Genomic DNA, 25,634 nt, shown 5'->3' with positions numbered 1-25,634 from the left:
GCCGGCTTGGGCGTCTCTGGCTTGGGCTGCTCGGCCTTCGGCTGCTCGGGCTTGGCTTCCGCCTTGGGCGCGTCGGCCGCTTTCTCTGCCGGCTTGGGCGCCTCTGGCTTGGGCTGCTCGGCCTTCGGCTGCTCGGGCTTGGCTTCCGCCTTGGGCGCGTCGGCCGCTTGCTCTGCCGACTTGGGCACCTCTGGCTTGGCCTGCTCGGCTTTCGGCTGCTCGGGCTTGGCTTCCGCCTTGGATGCGTCTGCCGCTTGCTCCGCCGACTTGGCTGCCTCTGGCTTGGGCTGCTCGGGCTTGGTTTCTGCCTTGGGCGCGTCGGCCGCTTTCTCTGCCGGTTTGGGCTTATCGGCCGCTGTCTCTACCGGCTCGGGCGACTCGGGCTGGGCCTGGGCGGTATCCGCGGCTTCGGCCTGCAGGCGCTTCTGCTCGGCTTCTGCCTGGGGATTAATGGCATGCTTGCGTGTGCGATTGCGCGGGTTGTTACGTGTCCGCTTCGGCTTGCCATCATCCACCTTGGTGCTTTCATCGAGCTTCGCACTCTCGGCAGACTTCGCCGCTACCTTTTCCTGCGGCTTCTCGGCGCTATCCGGCTTCTGACGACGGGCCGAGTCGTCACGGCCGCGCGAGGGTTGCCGGCTTTCCTCCTGCGGCTGAGGCTTCTCCTGACGATCCTGCTGTTGAGACCTCTCCTGCCGGCCTTGGCCACGACCGCCACGATTGCCCCGCGTGTCGCCACGCCCTGAACCGGCTTGGCTTTCTTGACGCTCGCTGGCTTGTTGACGATCACTGGCTTGACGCTCATTGGCCTGGCGATCGCCGCGTCCGCCTTCCTGCTGGCGACCCTGGCTGCGCTGAGCGCGAGCATCGTCACGCCCTTCGCCACGCGGCCGGCGCTGGCGGCCACGGCCATTACGGTCGTCGCTGCGGGACTGCGGCTCGGCTGCGGCAGGCTTGCGGGGCGTTTGGCTTTCGGCCTCGGCGCTGTCAGTGGTTCCCAGCCACTTGGCCATGCCCTTCACCAGGCGGCCGAGCACCCCGGGGCTGCTAGGTAGTGCCGGTGTCGCCGGTTCGCTGGCGCTCTGCTGCGGCTGTTGTTGCTGATGCTGGAGCGATGCGGGCGCCGGCTCGTTATGGATGACCGTCTTCACCGCCGCTTCGGTACGCAACACCGGCTTGGCGATGCTGGCGTCCGGCTCCTTGCCGACTTCGGTGTCGACCGAGAGCTCGAAGCTGGACTTCTCCTGCTCGCCATCCTCCTCGACGTGGTCATCGCGCAGGCGCTGAACGTCGTAGTGGGGCGTGTCCATGTCCGGGTTGGGCAGCACGAGTACACGCACGTCCTGGCGGGCCTCGATATCGGCCAGCACGGCGCGCTTCTCGTTGAGCAGGTAGGTCGCAACCGGCACCGGCAGGATGGCGCGGATCTGTGCGCTGCGCTCCTTCATGGCCTCTTCTTCGATAAGGCGCATGATGGATAGCGACAGGGAGCGCACGTCACGGATGGTGCCCTGGCCGTTACAGCGGGGGCAGACGACACCGCTGGTTTCACCCAGGGAAGGGCGCAGACGCTGGCGAGACATTTCCATCAGGCCGAAGCGCGAGATGCGGCCGATCTGCACCCGGGCGCGGTCCAGCTTGAGCGCATCGCGCATGCGGTTCTCGACTTCCCGCTGGTTACGCGCGGGGCTCATGTCGATGAAATCGATCACCACCAGGCCGCCGATATCGCGTAGACGCAGCTGGCGGGCGATCTCGTCGGCGGCCTCGGAGTTGGTCTGCAGGGCGGTTTCTTCGATATCGCTGCCACGGGTGGCGCGAGCCGAGTTGATATCGATGGAGACCAGCGCCTCGGTGTGGTCGATGACGATGGACCCGCCGGAGGGCAGCTTCACTTCACGCTCGTAGGCGGTCTCGATCTGCGATTCGATCTGGAAGCGCGAGAACAGCGGAACCTCATCGGCGTAGAGCTTGATCTTCTGCTGGTAGGAGGGCATCACCTGGCGGATGAAGGTCAGCGCTTCCTGATGCACGACCGGGCTGTCGATGAGCACCTCGCCGATATCCTGGCGCAGGTAATCGCGCATGGCGCGGATAATGACATTGGATTCGCGATAGATCAGGAATGGAGCCGGTCGCTTGACGGCTTCCTCGGTGATCGACTCCCACACCTGGACCAGGTAGTCGAGGTCCCACTGGAGCTCTTCGGCACTGCGACCAATGCCGGCGGTACGCACGATCACGCCCATCTTGTCGGGTACGGTGAGCTCGCCCATGGCCTCCTTGAGCTGGCTGCGCTCGTCACCCTCGATGCGGCGCGAGATGCCGCCGGCACGGGGGTTGTTGGGCATCAGTACCAGGAAGCGGCCGGCCAGACTGATAAAGGTGGTAAGTGCAGCGCCCTTGTTGCCGCGCTCCTCTTTGTCCACCTGAACGATGACTTCCTGTCCCTCCTTGAGCACCTCCTTGATGCTGGGGCGTCCCGAAGTTTCCTTCAGGAAATACTCGCGGGAAATCTCCTTGAGGGGAAGGAAGCCATGGCGATCGGCACCGAAGTCGACGAAGGCGGCTTCGAGGGAAGGCTCTACGCGGGTGATCTTGCCGCGGTAGATGTTGGCTTTTTTCTGTTCCCTGGCACCGGATTCGATGTCCAGGTCGTAAAGGCGTTGTCCATCGACCAGAGCAACCCGCAGTTCTTCAGGCTGGGTCGCATTGATGAGCATCCGTTTCATAGTGTCTCGCAAACTGGACGCACCGGTGGGCATCGAAGAAGGCGAACCTCTGGGTGCTGCGTGCTCGTGCTCAGCGCATGTCGCGGATGCACAGTGGCGCCCGATCGTACCGGTACCCACGGTGGGTCCAGCACGACATGATCATGTTGAGTACTCGGCGGAGGCAGGACATGTCTCGGTGGGCTATTCCCATCCGGCCCTGCGGTCACCGCCAGACACCTGGCATTCATCGATTCGCCAACGCCGGCCACCGGCACGATGTTGAACGATTCCCGTGGCCACCGCCCGCCAAAATGGCGGGCCGGGATCCGGGCGTGGCGTAACTGCTTGTTTGTCGCTATCCATCGATAGCGGTGTATCCGTAGCGCTCAGCCGTGCGACTCTCGTCGTGTGTCACTTTTCCTCATGACGTGGGCCTTCGCTACGTCTTGCTTTCTATTGATGTCGTTACTGCTGTCTTCGTTACTGCTTTCTTCGTTACATCTAGGTGTCTTGCTGTCGTATCGGTAACACTGGGTCACTCGTCGGCGGCGGGACCGAGTCAGCGGGTCGTCGCGGCCTGATTTCGTCGCTCCGGCCTGCGTGTCTGTCGGGCAGGCGCTTATGGGACCGAAGGGATCCATCCGAGCGAGCTGGCAATATAGCAGCAATGGTAATATGCGGCAATTGGCGCAGCGAGTGGCCGAGTAGGCTAGAATGCCGGCTCACAACAGGTTTCGAGCGGGAGTGTCATGACCGAAGGGCGCGACGTACAGTGGGTGGAAGTGGGCGAGGGCCAGGTCGGCCAGCGAATCGACAACTTCCTGATGACGCGCCTCAAGGGCGTGCCGCGTCCCCTTGTCTATCGCATCGTGCGCAAGGGCGAGGTGCGGGTCAACAAGAAGCGGGTCAAGGTCGATTACCGCCTGGTGATGGGCGATCTGGTGCGTATCCCGCCGCTGCGGATGACGCCCCGTGAGGCGGTGAGGGAGGTCAGCGACAGCCTGCGCAACCTGCTGGCGGGAAGCGTGCTGGTGGAGGGGCGTGACTGGCTGGTGATCAACAAGCCGGCTGGGCTGGCTGTGCACGGAGGCAGTGGCGTGAAGATCGGCCTGATCGAGGCGCTGCGCCAGGTGCGCGAGGATCTCGACTTTCTGGAACTCGTACATCGGCTGGACCGGGACACATCCGGCTGCCTGCTGCTGGCCAAGTCGCGCCCGGCGCTGCTGGCCCTCAACGATGCCCTCAAGCAGCACAAGATGGACAAGCAGTATCTCGCCCTGGTGGCAGGGCGCTGGCCCGAGAAGCGTGAGTTCATCAGCGCCCGCCTGGAGCGCTTCGATGCCGGTAACGGCGAGCGCCGGGTTAGGGTCGATGCTGCTGGCAAGGTGTCGCGCACGCGCTTCGGCGTGCGCGAGGCCTTCCCCAGGGCGACCCTGATCGAGGCGGAGCCGGTAACCGGCCGTACCCATCAGATTCGCGTGCATGCGGCCCATGCCGGCTTCCCGCTGCTGGGCGATGATAAATATGGCACCCGGGAGGGTGAAGTGCTGGCACGCAAGCTGGGCTTGTCGCGCCTTTTCCTGCATGCGGCGTCGTTGACCTTTCCCGAGCCGACCAGCGGCAGGCCGGTGCAGATAAGGGCGCCGCTCCCCGACGACCTGGAAGCCGTGTTGCAGCGTGCCCGCAAGTTGACCTGACCCCTGCTCTCTTCCACCTCCTGAACCGGAGTCTCGATGCGTTATCGACTGGTGATATTCGACTGGGACGGTACCCTGATGGATTCTGCCGCCCGTATCGTCGCCTGCATGCAGGCGGCATCCAGGGATGCGGGCTGGGGCGAACTGACCGACGATGCGATACGCGACATCATCGGTCTGGGGTTGCCCGAGGCCATCGACAAGCTCTGTCCCGGGATCGATCCCGAGCGGTCGGAGCTGCTGCGCAGTCGCTACTCCTTCCATTTCGTCCAGGGCGATACCACGCCAATGCGCTTCTTTCCCGGGGTCGAGGCGGGTGTTACGGGCCTGCGTGGCATCAGCGAGCGTCGCCTGGCGGTAGCGACCGGCAAGAGCCGGCGCGGCCTGGATCGCATCTTCCGCGAGAGCGGAAGCGGCGACTGGTTCCATGCCAGCCGTACCGCCGACGAGACGCGCTCCAAGCCGCACCCGCAGATGCTGGAGGAACTCCTGATCGAGCTGGGCGTCGATGTCGAGGAGGCGGTGATGATTGGCGACACTGAATATGATCTGGAGATGGCTCGGGCGCTGGGCATGGACCGGATCGCCGTGACCTGGGGGGTGCATGCTCCCGAGCGACTGGCGGCCAGCCGCCCCGTGTTCACTGCTGAGGCGGTGCCGGAGCTGTTTGACTGGTTGAATCGATAACCGGCTGTAAGGAACGCGATCCATGAGTGATGACAAGCGGGACGACGAGCGGGAAGCGGGGCAGGAGGATCGCTGGACCCAGGGGCCCGAGTTGAGCCCCGAGGAGGCGCGGCGGGAGAGGGAGGCGCAGGCCGCCGCGCCGCCCCCGCCACCGGAGAGTGCCGAGGTCCTGCGTGAGCGTCAGCGGCTGGCTCAGCAGGAGATGCTGGATCGGTGGATCGGTGGCGTGCTGGTGGAGCAGCGTCGCACCCGGCGCTGGAAGCTTTTCTTTCGCTTCTTTTTCGCCGCGCTGATACTGGCGTCGCTGTCGGCGACGCTCTACAGCCTCTTCATTGACCCGGGTGCGCGTGAGCCCGAGCGGCAGCACCTGGGCGTGGTCAAGGTTCACGGTGTCATCGACAGCGAGTCGCCGGCCAGCGCCGAGCGCATCATCAGGGGGCTCAATCGGGCCTGGGAGGCGGAGAGTGCCGCTGCGGTCGTGCTGCATATCGATAGTCCTGGCGGCAGTCCCGTTCAGTCTCAGCGCGTCTTCAACGAGATCCTCCGGCTGCGCGAACAAGGCGACAAGCCGATCATCGCCGTGATCGAGGATATCGGCGCCAGCGGCGCCTACTATATTGCCGCTGCGGCCGACGAGATCGTGGCGGCGCCGGCCAGCCTGGTGGGGTCGATCGGAGTGATATTCGCCAGCTTCGGCTTCGAGGAGGCCATCGAGCATCTGGGTATCGAGCGCCGCATCTATGTCAGTGGCGAGAACAAGGGCTTCCTTGATCCCTTCTCGCCGGTGGCTCCCGAAGAGCGTGACTTCTGGCAGTCGGTCATGGATACCACGCACCGGCAGTTCATCGATGCTGTCCAGGCCGGTCGCGGTGATCGATTGGCCGATGACGACAGGCTCTTCAGCGGGCTGATCTGGAACGGGGAGCAGGCGCTGGAGCTGGGGCTCGTCGACGGCATCAGCAGCCTGGATGCCCTGTCCCATGAGCTGTTCGACGAGCTGCGCATCCATGACTATACGCCTCGTCTCGACCCGTTCGAGCGCCTATCCCGCCAGTTCGGTCGCGTCGCCGCCGAGTGGGCAGGCGTGCCGTCTAGCCAGTCGCCGGTACGCTACCAGCTACCGTAGTTCGAAGCTGGAGGCCCCCGCTTTGCATGTCGGTGCCGGGTATCGACAGGTGCCTCGGCGCCGGGGGCAGGGCGGAGCGGAGGTCATTCTTCAAGGATGAAGAATGTAGCGCCCAGGGATGGGTTCACAGCGCCTCCGCGCAGGCCTGTCGCCGGAGAAGCCGCGGCTTTAGTAGGCTAAGGGATCCAGTCCCGCCTCGCGCAGCAGGGCACAGAGGCGGATCAGTGGCAGGCCGACCAGAGTGTTGGGGTCATCGCCCTCGAGTTTCTCGAACAGGGCGATGCCCAGCCCCTCCATGCGGAAGCTCCCGGCGCTGTCCAGCGGCTGCTCTCGCTCCACGTAGCGGGAAATCTCGGCGTCGCTGAGCTGACGAAACACGACGTCGTAGCACTCGTGGCAGACCCAGTGACGTGCTGCGCGGCTGTCGATCAGTGCCAGGCCGGTGAGAAAGCGCACGCGATGCCCGGAGAACCGCGCCAGCTGTGCGCGCGCGGTGGCGGCGTCGCCGGGCTTGCCGAGGATGCCACCGTCGAAGACCGCCACCTGGTCCGAGCCGATGACCAGGTGGTCGGGGTAACCCTCGGCCACGCTGGCGGCCTTGGCCAGTGAGAGGCGGTGTACCAACGCTTCGGGGGGCTCGCCGGGGCGCGGCGTTTCGTCGATATCGGGGCTCGCCCAGTCGAACGGCAGCCCCAGGCGCTCGAGCAGTTGGCGGCGCCAGGGTGAGCTTGAGGCGAGTACGAGTCGTGACATTGACGTCTCCTGAAAGAGTGGGGCCGCATGCGGTGCATCGACGGCCTGGGGAAACGCCGCACAAATGCCTGCGCGAGCGAATCGCTGCGTTGCGCGGTGCTCAGAATCCTCACATATACCGCATATGCTCCGGTTCTTGTGCTCCGTGCGCCTTGCGCTTGAACTGGCTCGGCGATTTGTTCAGCGCCTCCCTGGAACGACACCATTGTAACCCGACGCGAAGGCGTCTTTGACAGGGGGCTGGGGAGTGCCTATCATTGCGCGCCTATGTTGACCTCACGACTTCCCAATAGGGTCGAGCCCTACAAGCTCGCCGCCCGCGCCGAACGCCTCGAAGGCCTGGTGGCGCTCGACCAGTTCGAGCGTCTCGCCGAGCAGGTGGGTGCGCAGGCGGGCGACTGCCAGGTTTGGCTCGACTTTGCCATCGACCCCCAGGGGCGCCGCGTGATTCACGGCCACCTGGAGGCCGAGCTGCAGCTGCCTTGTCGTCGCTGCCTCGAGCCGCTGTCACAGCATGTCGAAAGCGAATTCCTGCTGGGCATGGTTACGAGCGACGCGCTGGCGGCAGAGCTGCCGAGCACCCACGAGCCGGTGCTGGTGGAAAACGAACAGCTGAACCTGCTGGAGATGGTTGAGGACGAACTCATTCTCAGCCTGCCCCAGGTGGTTTACCACGATGAGGCCCTGTGTCGGGTCTCGCGCGACCAGCTGAGTAGCGGGGAGGAGGCCGAATCGTCCGAGCCGACTCCCGCGAATCCCTTTGAGGTGCTGCGCCGCCTCAAGGGAAAACCCTGATTCATTGTCGATTCACTCTGGAGTGATTTCCCATGGCAGTTCAACAGAACCGTAAGACCCGTTCCAAGCGCGGCATGCGTCGTAGCCACGATGCGCTGAGCGGCCCGACCCTGTCTCAGGACAAGGAAACCGGCACCACTCATCTGCGTCACCACATCGCTCCCGACGGTTTCTACCGTGGCCGCAAGATCATCGACGCCTGAGTCGACAGCTTGACAGTGATGCTCGGCCGTTGAGCGTGCGGGTCGCCGTCGATGCGATGGGGGGAGATTCGGGCCCAGCCTCTGCCGTTCAGGGATCGGCTGCGGCGGTGCTGGCTCGGCCAGGCCTGTCGATCGACCTGTTTGGCCCTCGCGATCTGCTGGAATCCGAGCTAGAGAGCCTGCCGCGGCACCTCGCCGCGGCTGGTTCGCATTTGTCTATTCATCACGCCTCCGATGTTATCCGCCAGGACCAGCGTCCCACCGATGCATTGCGTCGCGGTGGCGGCACAAGCATGGCTTGCATGCTGGCGCATCTGTCGCGTGGCGGTGCTTTGGCAGGCATCAGTTCGGGTAATACCGGGGCTCTCATGGCGTTGTCCCGGCGCGAGTTGGGGACGGTGGCGGACATTCCGCGACCGGCCATCAGTACGGCGATTCCCACTCGGGGCGAGGGGCGCTGCTACCTGCTGGACCTGGGGGCCAATGTCGATGTCACCGCCGAACGGCTCGTGGACTTCGCTCGCATGGGCAGCGTCATGGCGCGACATATCGACGGCCTGGCATCGCCCAGGGTGGCGCTGCTGAATGTGGGCAGTGAGGGCACCAAGGGCAGTGCCAGCGTGCGCGAGGCGGATGCTTACCTCAGTGGCATGCCATCATTGAACTATTGCGGCTTCGTCGAGGGTGATGGCATCTTCGCCGGGGCAGCCGATGTGGTCGTCTGCGACGGCTTCGTCGGCAATGCGGTGCTCAAGGCAAGCGAAGGTCTGGCACGGATGCTGATCGAGCGTGTGCAGTCGACCTTCGAGGCGCATTGGGGTAGCCGTCTGGTGGGGTTGCTGGCCCGGCCGGCGCTGCGGCGATTGAAGAATGACCTGGATCCGGTTCGCTATAACGGTGCCAGCCTGCTGGGACTCGACGGGATCGTGATCAAGAGCCATGGCGGCGCCGATGCCACTGGCTTCTCCTATGCCGTGCTGCGAGCGGTACAAGAAGTCAGTCGAGGTCTTCCCTCTCAGCTGGCTCTTGAGCTTGGCAGCCGGCATGAACGGACTCAATAAGAGCATAGGTGAAACGACATGACGCAACCTTTTGCCCTCGTATTTCCCGGCCAAGGCTCCCAGCAGGTTGGCATGCTGCGTGAGCTTGCCGAACGCTATAGCGTCGTCCGCACTACCTTCGAGGAGGCGGCCGATGCGTTAGGCTACGACCTGTGGAAGGTGGTACAGGAGGGCCCCGAGGAGGCACTCAACGCTACTGCCTGCACCCAGCCTGCCCTGTTGACCGCCAGTGTCGCCATCTGGCGCGTCTGGCAGGAGCTGGAAGGGCCGCGGCCGGGGGCCATGGCGGGGCATAGCCTGGGCGAGTACAGCGCCATGGTCTGTGCCGGGGTCATCGGCTTCGCCGATGGGGTTCGCCTGGTCAAGCTGCGTGGTGAAGCAATGCAGCGAGCCGTGCCGGCTGGCCAGGGAGGCATGGCGGCCATTCTTGGCCTCGACGAGGCTACCGTTGAAAAGGCCTGTGCCGAAGCCGAGCAGAATGATGTGGTTGCGGCCGTGAACTACAATGCGCCGGGACAGGTCGTGATTGCCGGCAGCAAGGCGGCGGTCGAGCGGGCCATCGTGCTGTGCCAGGCTGCGGGTGCCAAGCGCGCCATGCCGCTGCCGGTCTCGGTGCCGTCGCATTGCGCACTGATGCGTCCGGCGGCCGAGGAACTCAAGGCCGCCATGGCGGAAATCGACATGCGTGCGCCGCGCTATACCGTCTATCAGAACGTCGATGCTCAGGCGCATGCGGATGTCGAGACGCTGCGCACGCGCCTGGTAGAGCAGCTCTATCAGCCGGTACGCTGGACTTCCTGCGTCGACGCCATGGTGGCGGGTGGCGCCGAGGTGTTCATCGAGTGCGGGCCGGGCAAGGTGCTGACCGGTCTTGGCAAGCGTATTGCCAAAGGTAGCAAGGGCTTGGCGGTCAATGATCCCGACAGCCTGATAGCCGCACTGGAGCTGGCACGCGAGTCTGCTTCGCAGTGATACCGTTGGGACGGGACAAGTCAGTGGGGTGATTGTTGCCCTATGGATTCAAACAGCATTCTAATCGGGAACCGCTATGACGAGCGAACGTAGAATCGCCCTGGTGACAGGGGCCAGTCGCGGCATTGGACGGGCCATCGCCCATGAGCTGGGTCGACAGGGACGGATCGTTATCGGCACGGCCACGACCGAAGCCGGTGCGGCGAAGATCGACGAGGATCTTCGTGCCAGCGGCATCGAAGGCGCAGGTCGGGCATTGGACGTGACCGATCAGGGCAGTGTTGACGCCCTGGTCAAGTCGATCACCGAGGAGTTTGGTGCCCCCACCATCCTGGTCAACAACGCCGGCATCACGCGTGACAATCTGCTGATGCGGATGAAGGAAGACGAGTGGGATTCGGTGCTCGACACCAATCTCAAGTCCGTCTATCGGGTCACCAAGGCCTGCCTGCGCGGCATGACCCGGGCTCGCTTCGGCAGGATCGTCAGTATCAGCTCCGTGGTGGCGACCATGGGCAATCTGGGACAGACCAACTATGCTGCCGCCAAGGCAGGCATGGAAGGCTTCACCCGTGCGCTGGCACGCGAAGTGGCGTCACGGGCGATCACCGTCAATGCGGTGGCGCCTGGCTTCATCGCCACTGACATGACCCAGAGCCTGCCCGAGGAGCAGCACAAGATGCTGCTCAATCAGATTCCTCTGTCGCGGCTCGGTGAGCCCGCAGAGATTGCCGCAGCCGTCGGCTTCCTGACCGGCGAGAGTGCGGGCTACATCACCGGCGAGACCCTGCAGGTCAACGGTGGCATGAATATGCGTTGAGGCTCTCGCTGGTCGGCGGTTGCGCCGACGGGGGGGCGTCTATAAACTACCCCGCAACTTGAGGTTGTGGACCAACCGGCTGGTCATCTGAACGGCTAACTTGAACGACTGGAGTACGTCATAATGAGCACCATCGAAGAGCGCGTGAAGAAGGTTGTGGCCGAGCGCCTGAACGTCAAGGAAGAGGACATCCAGAACAGCTCCTCCTTCACCGAAGACCTGGGCGCTGATTCCCTGGACACCGTCGAGCTGGTCATGGCGCTCGAAGAGGAATTCGATACCGAAATTCCCGATGAGGAAGCCGAGAAGATCACCACCGTTCAGGAAGCTATCGATTACGTCAACGCCCACCAGTAAGGGCGCGGTCGTAACCGCTTGCTGAGGTATATGGGTCCCTTAGAGCGACCCTCGAAAGCCGTCCTGATGGCCAGGGCGGCTTTCGCTATATTGGGGGCGGGTTGTTTGCTGCCCAAGGAGGGGGCATGTTGGGTATAATGCGCCCACTGACGGCCCTGAGGACGGGTCGTGTCATCAAGGATGTCGGGAGGAATACTGATGGCTCGTAGAGTTGTGGTGACCGGACTCGGTCTGGTGACACCGTTGGGCAACACCGTGGATGAGAGCTGGGGGAACATCCTGGCCGGCAAGAGCGGCATCGCCCCTATCGATCATTTCGATGCCAGCAGCTTCAATACCCGGTTCGGTGGGTCGGTGAAGAATTTTGACATCAGTCCCTACCTCAACCCCAAGGAAGCCCGGAAGATGGACCTGTTCATCCAGTACGGGATAGCAGCAGGTGCTCAGGCCATTGCCGATGCCGGTATCGAGTGTACCGAGGAGAATGCCGAACGCATCGGGGTGGCAGTTGGCTCCGGCATTGGTGGGTTGCCGATGATCGAGCATAACCACAATGCGATGAACAAGGGCGGCGCGCGCCGTATCTCCCCGTTCTTCGTGCCGGGCTCCATCATCAACATGATCTCCGGCAATCTGGCTATCCAGCACGGTTTTCGTGGTCCCAACATCGCCATCACCACTGCCTGTACTACCGGGACCCACAATATCGGCTACAGCGCACGAACCATTGTCTATGGCGATGCCGACGTGATGATCTGTGGTGGCGCCGAGATGGCGACCACGCCGCTGGGCCTCGGTGGTTTCTCTGCTGCCCGGGCGCTGTCGAATCGCAACGACGATCCCACGGCAGCCAGTCGCCCCTGGGACCGCGACCGCGACGGGTTCGTCCTCTCCGATGGCGCCGGCATCCTGGTGCTCGAGGAGTACGAGCACGCCAAGGCACGCGGGGCGAAGATCTATGCCGAGCTGACCGGGTTCGGCATGAGCGACGACGCCTTCCATATGACGGCCCCGCCGGAAGACGGCAGTGGCGCGGCGCTCTCCATGCGCAATGCCATACGCGATGCGGGAATCGACCCCACCGAGGTCGACTACATCAACGCCCACGGCACGTCGACCCCGGCCGGCGACCTGGCCGAGACCCGGGCCGTGAAGAAGGTCATGGGCAGTGGGGCGAATTCGGTGGCGGTCAGTTCCACCAAGTCGATGATCGGTCATCTGCTGGGTGCCGCTGGCGCCGTTGAGGCGGTATTCAGCATACTCGCCATCCGCGATCAGGTGGCACCCCCGACCATCAATCTCGACAACCCCCAGGAGGGTTGCGACCTGGACTACGTGCCGCATACCGCCCGAAAAATGAAGATCGACGTGGCGCTGTCCAATTCCTTCGGCTTCGGCGGCACCAATGGCACCCTTGTGTTTTCCAAGGTGTGATGAGCGTGCCCCAGGCGCCTGAGCATCAGTGGGTGCCGTTGGACGATCGTGGCCTGGCCTATGGCGACGGTCTTTTCGAGACGGTGCTGGTTCGTGACGGCCAGCCGTTGCTGTGGGACCAGCACATGACTCGCCTGGCCCGCGGCTGCCAGGTGCTGGGCATTCCGCTGCCGTCGCGAGACGAGCTGGATCGCCTGCCAGGCCAGGCCGGGCCGGGTCTCCGGATCCTCAAGTTGATACTGACTCGGGGAAGCGGTGGGCGGGGCTACCTGCCGCCGGCCTCCTCTTTGCCCCGCCTGCGCTGGCAAGTGATGGCCTTTTCACCGCAGCCATTGCGCTGGCGGGATGGGGTGCGAGTCCGGCATTGTCGGCTCAGGCTTGGCATTCAACCGCTACTGGCCGGACTGAAGCATCTCAATCGGCTCGAGAACGTGCTGGCGCGGGCGGAATGGTCGGATCCCGACCTGGCGGAAGGTGTGCTGTGCAACAGCGACGGCTGGCTGGTCGAGGCGACATGCATGAACCTGTTCTGGCAGCGTGAGGGGCGCCTTGAGACGCCGCTGCTGGACGATTGCGGCGTGGCGGGCACCCTGCGAGCCGAACTGCTGGCGCATCTCGCGGTCAGCGAAGTCAAGGCGACGCCGGACGTTCTGGCCGGTGCCGAGGCGGTCTGGCTGGTCAATTCGGTGCAGGGAGTCTGGCCTTTGGCGCGGCTCGATGACGCCGAGGGTGGCAGTTTGGCGACCTGGCCGATAGGCCATGCCCATCGACACTTCCAGGCCGTGGCACACGACCTGCTGGGCTATCCGGTGGGTTTTGCAGAGTGAACGAGGATTTCGCATGTTGCGTCTAGTCAAGTTTCTGGCGGTACTGGTGATCGTGGCCGGCGTGGCGGCGTTTGCCGGTTATCGCTATTGGGAAAGCCGGCTCGAGGCACCCATTGCGGTGGAGGAGGAGACCCTCTACGAGGTGCCGCGGGGGGCGGGGTTCAATCGAGCGGTAGCGGATCTGGCGGAACGTGGCGTGATCGAGGACGTCTGGGCCTTCCGCTTGCTGACACGTCTGGAACCCGAGACGATTCCGCGGTTGCGTGCCGGGGAGTATATGCTCGAGCCGGGCATGAGCGGGCGCGACCTGATCGAGCTGCTGGGCAGCGACCGGGTGGTGACCTATCCGTTGACGATTCCCGAAGGCTGGACCTTCCGACAGATGCGCGCTCATCTTGATGCGGCGCCCAAGCTCGAGAACCGTACCGAAGGGCTCTCCGACGAGGAGGTGATGGCCCTGCTCGACCGCGAAGGCCGCTTTCCCGAGGGCTGGTTTTTTCCCGATACCTATCGTTACCACAAGGGCATGAGTGACGTGGATATCCTGCGCCAGGCGATGGTGCGCATGGAGCGGGTCCTCGATGAGGTGTGGGAAGGGCGTAGCGACGACTTGACCATCGAAACGCCCTATGAGGCATTGATCATGGCTTCGCTGATCGAACGTGAAACCGGTGCGCCGGAAGAGCGGCGCGAGATTGCCGGGGTCTTCAAGCGGCGCATGGAGACTGGGATGCGCCTGCAGACCGACCCGACGGTGATCTACGGGATGGGAGAGCGCTACGAGGGACGCATCACCCGGGCCGACCTGCGCGAGGCCACTCCCTACAACACCTATGTCATCGACGGTATGCCGCCCACCCCAATCGCCATGCCGGGCCGTGCCTCGCTGGAGGCGGCGGTGGACCCGCTGCCCGGCGATACGTTCTACTTCGTCTCCCGTGGCGATGGAACACACCACTTCTCGCGCACCCTGCGCGAACACAACAATGCCGTGAATCGGTATATCCGCAATCGCTGACGGGAGGAGGTATGTACCATAAAGACCCCGAGCAGCCAGCGAGAGACGCCGGGGACAGGCCTGAGAGGAGGTCCTACGCCAGGGATGGTGTCGGTAGCGTACAGGGAGGTATTCACAGCGCCTCCTCGAAGGCCTGTCCCCGGGAAAGTTCCGAGCGGAATGGCAATCAAGGAAAAGGGCGCTTTATCACCCTTGAAGGTGGTGAAGGAGTCGGCAAGTCGACCAATCTCGCCTGGGTGGCCCAGTGGCTGACGGCACGGGGCGTCGAGGTGGTTCGTACCCGCGAGCCGGGCGGTACCCCGCGGGCCGAGGCCATACGTGAACTGCTTCTGGACCCTTCCGGCGACGAACCCCTCGATGTGGATGCCGAACTGCTGCTGGTCTTCGCCGCTCGCGCCCAGCACCTGGCGCAGCAGATTCGCCCGGCGCTCGAGCGGGGTGCCTGGGTCCTGTGCGACCGTTTCACCGATGCCACCTTTGCCTATCAAGGCGGTGGGCGCGGCATCCCTGCTTTGCGCATTGCCGAACTCGAGCGGTTCGTCCAGCGCGATCTTCAGCCCGACCTGACGCTGCTGCTCGACATGCCGGTGGCCTCGGCTCAGCGACGCCTGCAGGGGCGTCTGAGCGCCAACGGCGAGGCGCGGGATCGCTTCGAGCAGGAGCGCAGCGATTTTTTCGAAGCGGTGCGTAGCGCCTATCTGGAACGCGCCTCCAGCGCACCGGAACGCATGGCGGTCGTCGATGCCGATGCGCCCCTGGAGGTAGTACAGGCTCGCCTCGCCGCCTGCCTGGATGCCCGGGTGACGCCATGGCTATAGAGCTCGGGACGGAGCAGGGTGAAGGGATTGCCCAGCCGCTGCCCTGGCAGAGCGAGCGGTGGCGGCGGTTCCTGTCGCAGTATCAGAGCGGGCGCCTGCCTCATGCGCTGCTGCTGTCCGGCCCCCGTGGGGTCGGCAAGCAGCAGTTTGCCGAGGCGCTGATCGCCCGCCTGCTCTGCGTCACGCCGGGAGAGGCCGCCTGTGGCCATTGCCACGGCTGTCATATGCTGGCCGCGGGCTATCATCCCGACCTGCTGCGTGTCTCGCCGGAGGAGGGCAAGCGACAGATCCGCATCGACCCCATTCGCGAGGTCAACGCCTTCGTCGCCCAGACGGCCCAGCAGGGCGGCCATCGCGTCATCGTGCTCAGCCCGGCCGAGGCGATGAATGTGGCGGCCTCCAATGCCCTGCTCAAGAGTCTGGAGGAACCGGGGCAGCGGACCCAGTTCATTCTGCTCGCCGACGTACCCTCGCGGCTGCTCGCCACTATCCGCTCTCGCTGTCAGCACTGGAGCCTGCCGGTGCCCGAGGCGGAACAGAGCCAGGCATGGCTGGCCGAACAGCTGGGCGGCACGGAGGAGGCCGCCTTCTGGTGGCAGGTTTCCGGTGGGCTGCCGCTGCTGGCCTTCGAGCTGGCGGCACCCTCCGCACGAGCTCTGCGGCAGCAGTTACATGAAACCTTCGATGCGCTGGTGCGTGGTGCCGAGCCGGTGGCCGAGGCCGCACGCCTGGATCGGCAATCCACCGAGTCCATCCTGTGGTACGGTATTGCCTGGCTCGAGGATCTGATTCGTTTGGGGCTTTCCGGAGATGCGGCCCGGATCCGCAATCCCGACCTGCTGCCGCTCTACCGGCAAGCGGTCAAGAACGCCCGGGTTCGCGACTGGTTCCGGCTACTGGACTATGCTCGAGAACAGCGACGCCTGCTGGCTGTGGGCGGCAATCCTAACCCTCAGCTGGTTCTCGAGGCCTGGCTGGTACGCTGGTCGGCCCTGTTGCGTTCCTGATACAGGGGTAAAGGGAGGAGATCGCATGTCACCACAGAAAGCCCTGTCGCTGACCATTCAGGACACGCAGACCCTGCTTTCCGCCTACATGCCGCTGCTTGAGCGGGGCGGTATCTTCGTGCCCACTCGCGAGCGCTACGAGCTGGGCCAGGAGGTCTACCTGCTGTTGACCCTGCCCGGCGACAGTGAGCGTATGCCGGTGACCGGCCAGGTCGTCTGGGTCTCGCCGGATGGCGTGGCTGGACGTCGGGTGCCGGGTATCGGCATTCACTTCAGCCCCGAGGATCAGCCAGTACGGGATCGGATCGAAACCCTGCTGGCCGGCCAGTTGGACAAGGGCGCGCCGACCTATACCCTCTAAGCGCTAGCGCCTAACCATTGAGCGGTAGCGCCTGCCGCTATATCCCCGCCCCTCACCTGATGAGTCGTTCTTCGCATGTTCGTCGATTCCCATTGCCATCTCGACCGCCTAGACCCCCAGACACACAGCGGCGACCTCGCTGCAACCCTGGATGCCGCCCGCGCCCGTGACGTTCGCCAGTTCCTGGCCATTGCGGTGACGCTGGAAGCGGTGCCCGAGCTCGCCAGGATCAGCCGCGAGCACGCCGACGTGGTGATCTCCGCCGGCGTCCATCCGCTGCATCGGGTGGATGACGAGCCCGACGTCGAAGCGATCAAGGCCTGTGCCGACCGGTATGGCGCCGTGGCCATCGGTGAGTGCGGGCTCGATTATCACTATCTCGACAAGGCCCCCGACAGCGTGCCGCCGAGAGAGGTGCAACTGGAGCGCTTTCGTCGCCACCTGATCGCCGCCACCGAACTGGAGCTGCCGGTCATCGTGCATACCCGGGAAGCCCGGGAGGAGACCCTGTCGCTGATTCGCGAGCATACCGACCCGGCTGTCGGTGGCGTCCTGCACTGCTTTACCGAAGACCTGGACATGGCCCGGGAGGCCGTGCGTCACGGCTTTTCGATCTCGCTTTCGGGTATCGTCACCTTCCGCAACGCCGAGTCGATTCGCGACGTGGCTCGTCGGGTGCCGCTGGACCGGCTGCTGATCGAGACGGATAGCCCCTACCTGGCGCCGGTGCCTCACCGGGGCAGGCCCAACGAGCCGGCCTGGGTGGTCGAGGTGGCCGAGTGCATCGCGCGGGAGCGGGGCATCAGTATCGAGGAGGTCGCCATGCAGACCACCGCGAATTTCTACCGGCTGTTTCGAGCGGCCGCGCCGGAGGCGCCCGCAGAGATTCGCGACGCCCTGGCCAATGCCGGCTTGGTATAGACTGGTGTCAGTGACGGAGGTGAAAGATGAACCTGGAGCCGCTACTCGAGCATGTCGAGCCCGTCGGACAGATACCGCCCGTGGACCGTTGGCATCCGCAGCAAGTCGGCGAAATGGACCTGAGGATCGTTGCCGACGGACGCTGGATTCATGAAGGTACGGTGATTGGGCGTCCGCGCCTGGTCAGGCTGCTGTCGACCCTGCTGCGGCGTGAGCAGGATGGCCACCATTACCTGGTGACCCCGGTCGAGAAGCAGCGCATTCAGGTGGAGGACCGCCCCTTCGTGATCGTCGATGCCGAGCGGGAAGGGAAGGACTGGTGGCTGACCACCAACGTCGGCGACCGGCTGTGCCTGGGTGAGGCGCACCGCCTGACGGTAAGCGATACCCCCGACGGGGTGGCGGTGCCCGAAGTCGCGGTGCGCTTCGGCCTCTCGGCCAGGCTGGGTCGCAACGTGTTCTATCGCCTGGTGGAGGACGCCGAGCAGCGCACCACCGATACTGGCCGGATCGAGCTGGGGCTTTCCAGCAGCGGTGTCTGGCAACCGCTGGGCGAACTGCCGGACGACCCTTCGTGAGACTCACCGCGGAGCAGCACGCCGTGGTCACCCATGGCGCCGGGCATGCCCGGGTCGCCGCCGTGGCCGGGGCCGGGAAGACCACCACGCTGGTGGCGCGGGTGCTGCATCTGCTGGCCAGTGGCGTGCCTGCCAACCGTATCCTGGTGCTGATGTTCAATCGCTCGGCCCGGGAGGACTTCCAGCAGCGTCTGGCGACCATGGCCCCCCGGGGCCAGCGGCTGCCCGATGTGCGCACCTTTCACGCCCTTGGCCACCGGCTGACCGGTAGTCTGGCTCGCTGGGGTGTGCTGCCTGAGCGTCGCCTGCTTTCCGCCGACTGGCAAGTGGAGCGCCTGCTGCGCCAGGCGACCCTGGAAGTGCTGGAGGACCCGACGCAGCGCGAGACGGCCCTGGAGGCGGATACCCTCGAGGCGCTTGCCCACTTCTGTGGCCTGGTGAAGGCCGAGATGTTGGCGCCGGCGGCCCTCTATGAGCGCCTCGACTTCGGTGACGAGACGCGACACTTCGTGGAAGCCTTCCAGCGCCTCGAGCAACTGCTGGCCGAACACGGATTGATGACCTTTTCCGACCTGCTCTACCGGCCGCTGCGCGCACTGGAGGCCGACCCGCAGCTGGCGAAGCGTGTCCAGGGCTACCTCGACCACGTCATCATCGATGAGTATCAGGACATCAACCAGGCGCAGCTGCGCCTGCTGGCCACCCTGGCCGGAGCTGAAGCCGACGTCATGGCCGTGGGCGATGCGAACCAGTGCATCTACGAGTGGCGTGGCGCCCATCCCGACGCCATGCGCGAACACTTCACCGCCACCTTCGGCGCGGCCATCGACTACCCCCTTTCCACCACCTTCCGCCACGGTCATGCGTTGGCGCTGACGGCCAACCACGCCATCGCCGCCAACCGTCGCAGGCCCGACCAGCTCTGCCTTGCCGCACCGGAGAACCCACGCACTACCCTGGCCGTCGATCAGGGCAGGGAGGCATTGCCCCAGGCGCTCGCCGCCTGGCAGGGTGAGGGGCGTCGTCTCGACGAGGCTTGCCTGCTGGTGCGCAGCTGGGCGCTGTCGGTGCCTTTCCAGCTGCGGCTGCTCCAGGCGGGCATTCCCTTTCGGCTCTCCCGCGAGGATCGCTTCGTGTTCCGGCTGCCGCTGGTGCAGGCCCTGTCCGGCTACCTGCGGGTGGCGAGGAATGCCGCCTTGCTGCAGGACCCCGAACTGGTGCGCCGGCTATTGGAGCAGCCGACCCCTTTCGTGGCCCGGGAGCGCCTGTCGGCGTTGGCCAGCCGACTGGCGGAGACGCAGACCTTTCCCGACCGACACGATCCGCTGCTGGCCAGTCTCAAGCCGATACAGCGGCGTAACCTCAAGCGGCGCTGGGCCCTGCTCTGCGAACTGCCGCGCCTGGGCCTCTGGCCCCCCGCTCGCCTGCTGGCCCATGTGGTGGAGAGTCTCGACGCCGAGAAGGTGCTCAAGCGCGCCGCCGCACGCCGAGAGAAGGGCGAGGAGGACGTCCGGCTACTCGATGTGCTGGTGGAACAGGCCGGTGAGGTGAAAGAGATCGATGCCTTCATCGAATTGCTGGAGCGGCCGGTGGAGAACCACGCCGACGGCGTCTTGATCACTACGGTACACGGCGCCAAGGGGCTGGAGTGGCCGCTCGTGGTCCTGGCCGGGGCCAATGAGGAGGATTTTCCCCATTACAGCCGCGACAACCCGCTGACCCCGGAGCGGCTGGAAGAGGAGCGGCGGCTCTTCTATGTGGCCATTACCCGCGCCCGGGAGCGGCTGCTCATGCTGCATGATGGGGGAGCGCATCGCCCGAGTCGGTTCCTCGCCGAGATGGCCTGGCAGGATTGTACGCGGGTGGCTGCTCGCCTGGAGGGCGCCGACAGCGACGACGACTCTCCGCTGGCCGTCACCTCGCCAGCGCTGGTGGCCCGCTATCTCGAGACGCTGGGCCATGAGGTGCCGCTTCGGCCGCTGGCCGACTCGGTCCTGGCCGAAGCGCAGGCCGGCTATTGGGCAGGCGAGTTCCAGCCGGGGCAGTGGCTGCGGCATGCGGTCTTTGGTGAAGGCGAGATTGCCGTGGTGGAGGGCGACCCGGCCGACCCGGTCATCGAAGTGCGCTTTGCCCAGGCGGGGCGGCGCCGCTTGCTGGCGCGGCGTGCCCCGATCGAGATGCTGTCCGCGCATCTGGCGGCTTCGCCCCTCTGATATCGTCTCTCGAGATCGAACTACGTGAGATACCCTCAAGAGAGACCCTCAAGACAAGGAGCCGAACATGAGCCGTGTGCTGATATCCGCTGCGGAGCTTGCCGAATCACTCGAGGCGGGGAAGTCGCCACTCGTGCTCGACTGTCGTGCCCGCCTGGGAGAGCCGGGCGCTGGGCGGCGCCTATGGGAGGCCGGGCATATTCCCACTAGTCAACATCTCGATCTGGACCGCGATCTCGCCGGGCCGCCAGGGGAGGGTGGGCGCCACCCCTTGCCGACCCCCGATGCCTTCACCGCCGTGGTGCAGCGCCTTGGTATCGTTCCCGGCACGCCGGTGGTCGTGGTCGATGACATGGGCGGGCAGCTGGCGGCAGCCCGGGCCTGGTGGATGCTGTTCTGCTGGGCCGGCCATCCCGATGTGTACGTGCTCGATGGTGGGTTGCGTGCGTGGCAGGAAGTGGGCGGTGAGCTCGTTCTGGGACAGGATTCACAGCCCGCCTCGAGCCAATGGCAGCCAACGTTCAATGAAGGCGCGACTATCGATGCCGATGAGGTGCTTGCGACACAAAGCCTCAAAGTCGATGCGCGCAGCCTGGAGCGCTTTCGCGGCGAGGCTGAGCCCATCGATCCGGTAGCGGGGCATATACCCGGTGCAGTTTGTCGGCCCAGTGCTGCCAATCTGACTGAAGCAGGCCGCTTCAAGGCAGCTGATACGCTCGATGCCGAACTTCCCCGTGCCGATGCCGTTGTCGCCTACTGTGGTTCTGGCGTGACCGCCTGCCACAATATCCTGGCCTATGCGATTGCCGGTCGCCCCTTGCCCCGGCTGTATGGGGGGTCATGGAGCGACTGGATTCGTGATCCGTCCAGGCCGTTAGTGCGTGGCTAATTGATGCATCTTGTATTGCTCGCCATGCAGGCGGTAGCGTCGGTCGTTGGGCTTCAAGGAATCGACATGCATGGGAATCCGGGGGATATCACATGAATTTTACGCTTATTGGTGCGGCCGGTTATATCGCGCCTCGTCATATGCAGGCCATCAAGGAGACGGGCCATGACCTTGTGGCAGCCTACGACATCAATGACTCGGTGGGCATCATCGATTCGATATCGACAAACTGCTCGTTCTTTACCCAGTTCGAATATTTCCTCGAACATGCCTGGCGGCTGAAGCGGCAAGGTAACAAAGCTATCGATTACTGGGTGGTCTGCTCCCCCAACCACTTTCATAGCGCCCATATCTCGGCTGGGCTGCATCTTGGCTGCGACGTGATCTGCGAGAAGCCCCTGGTATCGACGCCGGCCCAGCTTGATGAGCTGCGTTGCATCGAAGAAGAGACCGGGCAACGGGTCTACAGCATCATGCAGCTGCGCCACCATCCGGCCATCCATGAATTGCGGGACAAGGTAATGGCAGAGCAGCGCGTTGGTCAGTACGACGTCGAACTGACCTATATCACCGCTCGCGGTCCTTGGTACCTGGCCAGTTGGAAGGGCGATCCGCGCAAGTCTTTCGGCGTGATGGCAGAGATCGGCATCCACTTCTTCGACATGCTGCACGTGATCTTCGGCGAGTTGAAGCGCATGGTGCTGCACTACCATGACGAGCACAAGGCTGCCGGCTTTCTCGAATACGAGAAAGCGAAGGTGCGCTGGTTCCTCTCCATCGACGCCGAGGATCTGCCCGAGCGCGTACGTGGCCAGCACTCGACCTATCGCAGCATTACCTGCGACGGCGAAGAGTTCGAGTTTTCCAGCGGTTTTACCGATCTGCACACCGTCAGCTATCGCGAGATTCTCGCCGGGCGCGGCTTTGGGATCGAGACCGTGCGACATTGCCTCGAGACTGTCTATCAACTGGGCCAGGCGAGCCCGGAGGCGCCGCGAGCAGAAGAGGCCCACCCCCAGCTGTCCCGTATCGCCTCGGCTCGTGCTGGCGATGTCCCCACCCAGGATTGAGCGGAGGAGGTCGAGTGAACTTCATTGATCTTGCCGCGCAGCAGGCGCGTATCAAGCCCCGGTTGGACGCCGCCATTCAGGAAGTCCTGGCTCACGGCCGCTATGTGCTGGGGCCAGAAGTGGCCGAGCTGGAGCGCCGCCTGGCCGACTATGTAGGCGTCTCTCACTGCATCGGCTGCGCCAATGGCACCGATGCACTGCAGATCGCGCTGATGGCCCTCGATATCGGCCCGGGCGATGAGGTGATCGTGCCCGGTTTTACCTTCATCTCCAGTGCCGAAAGCGTTGTGCTTGCTGGTGCCAGGCCGGTCTATGTGGACATCGACCCGCATACCTACCTGCTCGATCCCGCTCGGGTCGAGGCGGCCATCACACCGCGAACCCGTGCCATCATGCCGGTCTCGATGTTTGGCCAGTGCGCCGACATGGAGTCGATCGAAGCGCTGGCGCAGCGCCATGGGCTATATGTGGTGGAGGATGCCGCGCAAAGCTTCGGCGCCACCCGCCATGGGCGTCGTTCCTGCGGCCTGTCACGCATCGCATGCACCAGCTTCTTTCCCAGCAAGCCACTCGGTGCCTACGGTGACGGTGGTGCCCTGTTCACCGACGACGATGCCCTGGCAGAGGCAGCTCGCCTCGTGGCCCGACATGGTGAGGCCCGGCGTTACCACCATACCCGAGTGGGCATGAACAGTCGGCTCGATACGCTTCAGGCTGCCATACTGCTGGCAAAGCTCGATATCTTTGACGAAGAGCTGGTGCTGAGGCAGCAGGCAGCCGAGCGCTATGACAGGTTGTTGGGCGAGTCCGGTGTCGTCACGGCGCCGACCTTGGCAGCAGGTAATACCAGCGTGCATGCCCAGTACAGTATCCGCGTACCGCGTCGTGATGAGGTGCAGGCGACGCTGGCCGATGCCGGCGTGCCGACCGCCGTACACTACCCGGTTCCGCTCAATCTCCAGCCTGCCGTTGCTGATCCTGACCGTCGCTTGCCAGTTACCGAGGCGGTATGCTGGGAGATACTTAGCCTGCCGATGCATCCCTATCTTCAGGCCGAGCAGCAGCGGCGGGTAGTCGAGGTGCTGTTAAAGGCGTTGGGCTGAGGCCTATCGGCGCCAACGAAAAGGGCGTGCCACCTGGCACGCCCTTTATCCTTTGATACGACTACATGTTGGGATAGTTGGGGCCGCCGCCGCCCTCCGGTGCCACCCAGGTGATGTTCTGGGCCGGGTCCTTGATGTCGCAGGTCTTGCAGTGCACGCAGTTCTGGAAGTTGATCTGGAACTGCGGCTTGCCGTCGTCGCCTTCGATCACCTCATAGACACCCGCCGGACAGTAGCGCTGAGCCGGCTCGGCGTACTTGGGCAGGTTCTCGCGGATCGGTAGCTCCGGATCGGCGAGTCTCAGGTGACAGGGCTGGTCCTCCTCGTGGTTGGTATTCGACAGGAACACCGAGGAGAGCTTGTCGAAGGAGAGCTTGCCGTCCGGCTTGGGGTAGTCGATCTTCTCGAACTCGCTGGCTGGCTTGAGTGCCGCATGGTCCGGCGTGGTGTCATGGACGTTGGGCAGCTTGCCGCCTAGCAGCTGATTGATGAAGTTGTAGGCGCCACCGCCCACGGTGCCGTACTTGTGGATCGCCGGGCCGAAGCTGGCGCTTTCCTTGAGTTCAGCATAGGCCCAGCTTTGCTCCCATTTTTCGGTAAAGGCGGTAAGTTCCTGGCCACCCTCATCACCTCCCGCTATCGCCTCGAAGACCGCCTCGGCCGCCACCAGGCCCGACTTCATGGCAGTGTGAAGTCCCTTGATCTTGGCGAAGTTGAGGGTGCCGGCGTCACAACCGATCAGCAGGCCACCCGGGAAGGTCATCTTCGGCAGGCAGTTCAGGCCGCCCTTGGTAATGGCGCGAGCACCGTAGGCGATGCGCTTGCCGCCATCCAGGTGCTGCTTGAGTACCGGATGGTGTTTCATCCGCTGGAATTCGTCGAAGGGCGACAGCCAGGGGTTCTGGTAGGAAAGGTCCATGATCAGGCCGACCACCACCTGCTGGTTTTCGGCGTGATAGAGGAACCAGCCGCCGTGGGTATCCTTGGCCAGCGGCCAGCCGGAGCCGTGCAGCACCAGGCCCGGTTCGTGTTTCTCGGCGGGTATGTCCCACAGCTCCTTGAGGCCGATACCGTAGTGCTGCGGGTCACGCCCCTCATCCAGCTTGAACTGTTCGATCAGCCGCTTGCCCAGATGGCCACGGGAGCCTTCGGCAAACAGGGTGTACTTGGCCAGCAGCTCCATGCCCGGCATATGGCTGTCCTTTGGCGTGCCATCTGCCGCAATGCCCATGTCGCCGATCAGGATGCCCCGGACCGTGCCATTTTCGTCCTGGATCACGTCCTGGGCAGCGAAACCGGGGAAGACCTCCACGCCGAGTCCTTCCGCCTGCTCGGCCAGCCAGCGGCAGAGGTTGCCGGCGCTGATCACGTAGCGGGCTGACCCTCCACCGTGGTTCTGGCCGCCGGTATTGTGCATGCTCTTGGGTACCAGGGCGTTGGGCAGCTTCTGGGCCTTCTCGGCATCCTTGAGCAGGTAGAGCTCGTCGCGAATGGCCGGCGTGGTGAGCGGGGCGCCGCGCTCTTCCCAGTCGGGAAAGAGTTCGGCCAGGGCACGGGGTTCGAAGACGGCGCCCGAGAGGATGTGCGCCCCCACCTCGGAGCCTTTCTCCACGACGCACACCGTCAGTTCCTGCTCTGCTTCATTGGCCTGCTGCATCAGGCGGCAGGCCGCCGCCAGGCCCGAAGGCCCGGCGCCGACGATGACCACATCGAACTCCATCGAATCCCGCTCTACTTGCTCTGACATCCGGTCGCTCCTCACTCATTCGCCGTCGGTTACGGTCTACCACTAACGTCGATAGTCATTAAAACGGTCGTTTGCTTCTCGATATTCTCCATGATAGGCATAATAGACGACTCAGGACACCCCTACGATGGGCAATGTGTCAATTGGCTGACCAAGGTCTGGCCGTGGAAGGGATTGTTGCCATGGGTGCGCCTGTGGCACATTGGGAAGGTTTTTCGGTGCGGTGCCTATCAAACGCTTGCATGAAACGCATGGGCAGCGCATGGACACAGAGGCATGTCAGCCGGTTCGTGGCCCAACGGCTGGCCTAGCTGACATAGGAAGCGCTGGTAGCTTCGGTTCCAACCGGGTAGATCAGCGAGTCCCTAACCAGATGGTTCACAGAGCGAACCAAGCGAGGACACCATGAAAGTACTCGTCGCGGTCAAACGCGTCATCGACTACAACGTCAAGATCCGCGTCA

The 25,634-nt window shown here is 64.3% G+C and carries 24 protein-coding genes; 21 read left to right on the top strand and 3 right to left on the bottom strand.

The window, feature by feature from the left end:
• Nucleotides 1-2,732: ribonuclease E (gene rne / locus KZO25_RS16190; RefSeq protein ID WP_223137763.1), on the bottom strand; the 2,732-nt coding region annotated here is incomplete at its 3' end.
• A gap of 731 nt (nucleotides 2,733-3,463) precedes the next feature.
• Between rne and KZO25_RS16185 the strand changes: the two genes are divergently transcribed.
• Genes KZO25_RS16185 through sppA form a run of 3 tightly spaced genes read left to right on the top strand, consistent with a single transcriptional unit; the run spans nucleotide 3,464 to nucleotide 6,224 of the window.
• On the top strand, nucleotides 3,464-4,411 hold the full coding sequence (locus tag KZO25_RS16185; RefSeq protein WP_066446305.1) for an RluA family pseudouridine synthase: 948 nt from the start codon (nucleotides 3,464-3,466) through the stop codon (nucleotides 4,409-4,411).
• A gap of 36 nt (nucleotides 4,412-4,447) precedes the next feature.
• Nucleotides 4,448-5,098 (top strand): HAD family hydrolase, encoded by a 651-nt coding sequence (locus KZO25_RS16180; RefSeq protein ID WP_223137762.1) that lies wholly within the window; start codon nucleotides 4,448-4,450, stop codon nucleotides 5,096-5,098.
• Between the two features lie 22 nt (nucleotides 5,099-5,120).
• The gene (gene sppA / locus KZO25_RS16175; protein WP_223137761.1) at nucleotides 5,121-6,224 is read left to right on the top strand and encodes a signal peptide peptidase SppA; all 1,104 of its coding nucleotides are present in this window, start codon (nucleotides 5,121-5,123) and stop codon (nucleotides 6,222-6,224) included.
• A gap of 168 nt (nucleotides 6,225-6,392) precedes the next feature.
• Here sppA and KZO25_RS16170 read toward each other — a convergent pair whose 3' ends face one another.
• Nucleotides 6,393-6,977, bottom strand: coding sequence for a Maf family protein (locus KZO25_RS16170; protein WP_066446312.1), 585 nt, complete (start codon nucleotides 6,975-6,977; stop codon nucleotides 6,393-6,395).
• 267 nt (nucleotides 6,978-7,244) lie between these two features.
• Between KZO25_RS16170 and KZO25_RS16165 the strand changes: the two genes are divergently transcribed.
• From KZO25_RS16165 to KZO25_RS16080, 18 genes are all read left to right on the top strand, one after another.
• Nucleotides 7,245-7,772 carry a YceD family protein gene (locus tag KZO25_RS16165; RefSeq protein ID WP_223137760.1) on the top strand — a complete coding sequence of 176 codons (528 nt, stop codon included), beginning with the start codon at nucleotides 7,245-7,247 and terminating at the stop codon, nucleotides 7,770-7,772.
• Nucleotides 7,773-7,804: 32 nt separating this feature from the next.
• Nucleotides 7,805-7,975 carry a 50S ribosomal protein L32 gene (rpmF, locus tag KZO25_RS16160; protein ID WP_066446316.1) on the top strand — a complete coding sequence of 57 codons (171 nt, stop codon included), beginning with the start codon at nucleotides 7,805-7,807 and terminating at the stop codon, nucleotides 7,973-7,975.
• Between the two features lie 35 nt (nucleotides 7,976-8,010).
• Complete coding sequence (gene plsX / locus KZO25_RS16155; RefSeq protein ID WP_066452246.1) at nucleotides 8,011-9,036, top strand: phosphate acyltransferase PlsX; 1,026 nt, start codon at nucleotides 8,011-8,013, stop codon at nucleotides 9,034-9,036.
• 18 nt (nucleotides 9,037-9,054) lie between these two features.
• Nucleotides 9,055-10,008: an ACP S-malonyltransferase gene (gene fabD, locus KZO25_RS16150; protein ID WP_223137759.1), complete on the top strand. Its 954-nt coding sequence runs from the start codon at nucleotides 9,055-9,057 to the stop codon at nucleotides 10,006-10,008.
• Between the two features lie 76 nt (nucleotides 10,009-10,084).
• Nucleotides 10,085-10,828 (top strand): 3-oxoacyl-ACP reductase FabG, encoded by a 744-nt coding sequence (gene fabG, locus KZO25_RS16145; protein ID WP_223137758.1) that lies wholly within the window; start codon nucleotides 10,085-10,087, stop codon nucleotides 10,826-10,828.
• 123 nt (nucleotides 10,829-10,951) lie between these two features.
• Nucleotides 10,952-11,185 (top strand): acyl carrier protein, encoded by a 234-nt coding sequence (gene acpP / locus KZO25_RS16140; RefSeq protein WP_008956801.1) that lies wholly within the window; start codon nucleotides 10,952-10,954, stop codon nucleotides 11,183-11,185.
• A 195-nt stretch (nucleotides 11,186-11,380) separates the two neighbouring features.
• Nucleotides 11,381-12,619: a beta-ketoacyl-ACP synthase II gene (gene fabF / locus KZO25_RS16135; protein ID WP_410505415.1), complete on the top strand. Its 1,239-nt coding sequence runs from the start codon at nucleotides 11,381-11,383 to the stop codon at nucleotides 12,617-12,619.
• Nucleotides 12,619-13,446 carry an aminodeoxychorismate lyase gene (pabC, locus tag KZO25_RS16130; RefSeq protein ID WP_223137757.1) on the top strand — a complete coding sequence of 276 codons (828 nt, stop codon included), beginning with the start codon at nucleotides 12,619-12,621 and terminating at the stop codon, nucleotides 13,444-13,446. The genes fabF and pabC overlap by 1 nt, the downstream gene beginning before the upstream one ends.
• A gap of 13 nt (nucleotides 13,447-13,459) precedes the next feature.
• Entirely contained in the window at nucleotides 13,460-14,464 is a 1,005-nt protein-coding gene (mltG, locus tag KZO25_RS16125; RefSeq protein WP_223137756.1) for an endolytic transglycosylase MltG, read from the top strand.
• Nucleotides 14,465-14,475: 11 nt separating this feature from the next.
• On the top strand, nucleotides 14,476-15,282 hold the full coding sequence (tmk, locus tag KZO25_RS16120) for a dTMP kinase (protein WP_223137755.1): 807 nt from the start codon (nucleotides 14,476-14,478) through the stop codon (nucleotides 15,280-15,282).
• The gene (locus tag KZO25_RS16115) at nucleotides 15,273-16,289 is read left to right on the top strand and encodes a DNA polymerase III subunit delta' (RefSeq protein WP_223137754.1); all 1,017 of its coding nucleotides are present in this window, start codon (nucleotides 15,273-15,275) and stop codon (nucleotides 16,287-16,289) included. Before tmk ends, KZO25_RS16115 begins: the two co-directional genes overlap by 10 nt.
• 25 nt (nucleotides 16,290-16,314) lie before the next feature.
• Nucleotides 16,315-16,650, top strand: a complete 336-nt coding sequence (locus KZO25_RS16110) for a PilZ domain-containing protein (RefSeq protein ID WP_066448748.1) — start codon at nucleotides 16,315-16,317, stop codon at nucleotides 16,648-16,650.
• A 75-nt stretch (nucleotides 16,651-16,725) separates the two neighbouring features.
• Entirely contained in the window at nucleotides 16,726-17,571 is an 846-nt protein-coding gene (locus tag KZO25_RS16105) for a TatD family hydrolase (protein ID WP_223137753.1), read from the top strand.
• Between the two features lie 26 nt (nucleotides 17,572-17,597).
• Entirely contained in the window at nucleotides 17,598-18,149 is a 552-nt protein-coding gene (locus tag KZO25_RS16100) for a DUF1285 domain-containing protein (RefSeq protein WP_223137752.1), read from the top strand.
• Nucleotides 18,146-20,362 carry an ATP-dependent helicase gene (locus KZO25_RS16095; protein ID WP_223137751.1) on the top strand — a complete coding sequence of 739 codons (2,217 nt, stop codon included), beginning with the start codon at nucleotides 18,146-18,148 and terminating at the stop codon, nucleotides 20,360-20,362. Before KZO25_RS16100 ends, KZO25_RS16095 begins: the two co-directional genes overlap by 4 nt.
• Nucleotides 20,363-20,429: 67 nt before the next feature.
• A complete protein-coding gene (locus KZO25_RS16090; RefSeq protein ID WP_223137750.1) occupies nucleotides 20,430-21,251 on the top strand; it encodes a sulfurtransferase in 822 nt (273 codons plus the stop codon).
• A gap of 92 nt (nucleotides 21,252-21,343) precedes the next feature.
• Complete coding sequence (locus KZO25_RS16085; protein ID WP_223137749.1) at nucleotides 21,344-22,321, top strand: Gfo/Idh/MocA family oxidoreductase; 978 nt, start codon at nucleotides 21,344-21,346, stop codon at nucleotides 22,319-22,321.
• Nucleotides 22,322-22,335: 14 nt separating this feature from the next.
• Nucleotides 22,336-23,424 carry a DegT/DnrJ/EryC1/StrS family aminotransferase gene (locus tag KZO25_RS16080; RefSeq protein WP_223137748.1) on the top strand — a complete coding sequence of 363 codons (1,089 nt, stop codon included), beginning with the start codon at nucleotides 22,336-22,338 and terminating at the stop codon, nucleotides 23,422-23,424.
• A gap of 61 nt (nucleotides 23,425-23,485) precedes the next feature.
• Here KZO25_RS16080 and KZO25_RS16075 read toward each other — a convergent pair whose 3' ends face one another.
• A complete protein-coding gene (locus KZO25_RS16075; RefSeq protein WP_223137747.1) occupies nucleotides 23,486-25,171 on the bottom strand; it encodes an electron transfer flavoprotein-ubiquinone oxidoreductase in 1,686 nt (561 codons plus the stop codon).
• Between the last annotated feature and the right edge of the window lie 463 nt (nucleotides 25,172-25,634).

The sequence above is a fragment of the Halomonas sp. ANAO-440 genome, assembly GCF_019915905.1.
In the GTDB taxonomy this organism is placed as follows: Bacteria; Pseudomonadota; Gammaproteobacteria; order Pseudomonadales; family Halomonadaceae; genus Halomonas; species Halomonas chromatireducens.
Note: the sequence above shows the minus strand (reverse complement) of the source record. Positions and strands in the feature narration are given on the sequence as shown.

Bases quoted from the DNA above. Each gene is read 5' to 3' on its own strand.
- tmk (WP_223137755.1), top strand. From the start codon at position 14,476: ATGTACCATAAAGACCCCGAGCAGCCAGCGAGAGACGCCGGGGACAGG.
- KZO25_RS16100 (WP_223137752.1), top strand. From the start codon at position 17,598: ATGAACCTGGAGCCGCTACTCGAGCATGTCGAGCCCGTCGGACAGATA.
- mltG (WP_223137756.1), top strand. From the start codon at position 13,460: ATGTTGCGTCTAGTCAAGTTTCTGGCGGTACTGGTGATCGTGGCCGGC.
- KZO25_RS16185 (WP_066446305.1), top strand. From the start codon at position 3,464: ATGACCGAAGGGCGCGACGTACAGTGGGTGGAAGTGGGCGAGGGCCAG.
- KZO25_RS16165 (WP_223137760.1), top strand. From the start codon at position 7,245: ATGTTGACCTCACGACTTCCCAATAGGGTCGAGCCCTACAAGCTCGCC.
- KZO25_RS16085 (WP_223137749.1), top strand. From the start codon at position 21,344: ATGAATTTTACGCTTATTGGTGCGGCCGGTTATATCGCGCCTCGTCAT.
- KZO25_RS16110 (WP_066448748.1), top strand. From the start codon at position 16,315: ATGTCACCACAGAAAGCCCTGTCGCTGACCATTCAGGACACGCAGACC.
- fabG (WP_223137758.1), top strand. From the start codon at position 10,085: ATGACGAGCGAACGTAGAATCGCCCTGGTGACAGGGGCCAGTCGCGGC.
- KZO25_RS16090 (WP_223137750.1), top strand. From the start codon at position 20,430: ATGAGCCGTGTGCTGATATCCGCTGCGGAGCTTGCCGAATCACTCGAG.
- acpP (WP_008956801.1), top strand. From the start codon at position 10,952: ATGAGCACCATCGAAGAGCGCGTGAAGAAGGTTGTGGCCGAGCGCCTG.
- KZO25_RS16105 (WP_223137753.1), top strand. From the start codon at position 16,726: ATGTTCGTCGATTCCCATTGCCATCTCGACCGCCTAGACCCCCAGACA.
- KZO25_RS16170 (WP_066446312.1), bottom strand. From the start codon at position 6,977: ATGTCACGACTCGTACTCGCCTCAAGCTCACCCTGGCGCCGCCAACTG.
- KZO25_RS16075 (WP_223137747.1), bottom strand. From the start codon at position 25,171: ATGTCAGAGCAAGTAGAGCGGGATTCGATGGAGTTCGATGTGGTCATC.
- rpmF (WP_066446316.1), top strand. From the start codon at position 7,805: ATGGCAGTTCAACAGAACCGTAAGACCCGTTCCAAGCGCGGCATGCGT.
- KZO25_RS16115 (WP_223137754.1), top strand. From the start codon at position 15,273: ATGGCTATAGAGCTCGGGACGGAGCAGGGTGAAGGGATTGCCCAGCCG.
- KZO25_RS16180 (WP_223137762.1), top strand. From the start codon at position 4,448: ATGCGTTATCGACTGGTGATATTCGACTGGGACGGTACCCTGATGGAT.
- pabC (WP_223137757.1), top strand. From the start codon at position 12,619: ATGAGCGTGCCCCAGGCGCCTGAGCATCAGTGGGTGCCGTTGGACGAT.
- fabD (WP_223137759.1), top strand. From the start codon at position 9,055: ATGACGCAACCTTTTGCCCTCGTATTTCCCGGCCAAGGCTCCCAGCAG.
- sppA (WP_223137761.1), top strand. From the start codon at position 5,121: ATGAGTGATGACAAGCGGGACGACGAGCGGGAAGCGGGGCAGGAGGAT.